1 protein-coding gene is annotated in these 307 nt (G+C 54.7%); it reads left to right on the forward strand.

Annotation, left to right across the window (positions count from 1 at the left end; genetic code table 11):
* Positions 1 to 269, forward strand: a 269-nt coding sequence (locus EN852_RS42945; protein ID WP_246694576.1) for a hypothetical protein, incomplete at its 5' end; no start/stop codon positions are given.
* Positions 270 to 307: the final 38 nt, after the last annotated feature.

The raw sequence follows: 307 nt of genomic DNA on the forward strand, positions 1-307 counted from the left end.
TTGATGTGTTCAGCCTGATTTCCGGTGGCGAGTGCTACCGTAATTCCATAGTCCCCCGTCGGGAGGTAGGGCATCTGAAAGGCAAACCGGCCGACGATCGTCTCACCCGCTCGCACAACGATGTCATCGTGGCGATACGTCAGAAATGTATTGTCGGCAAAGACAACCTGACCATGCCGATCGCGAACAGTGAATCCCAGGATCGGGCGCTCAAGGTCCAGATGTGCCTTTGCCTTGATCTCAAAGACTACATTCTCCCCACCCGCTAGATTGGTAACTGGCAATCCGGCCCAATTTCTCAGCCCAG

It is taken from the genome of Mesorhizobium sp. M2E.F.Ca.ET.209.01.1.1, from assembly GCF_004010375.2.
Classification (GTDB): domain Bacteria; phylum Pseudomonadota; class Alphaproteobacteria; order Rhizobiales; family Rhizobiaceae; genus Mesorhizobium.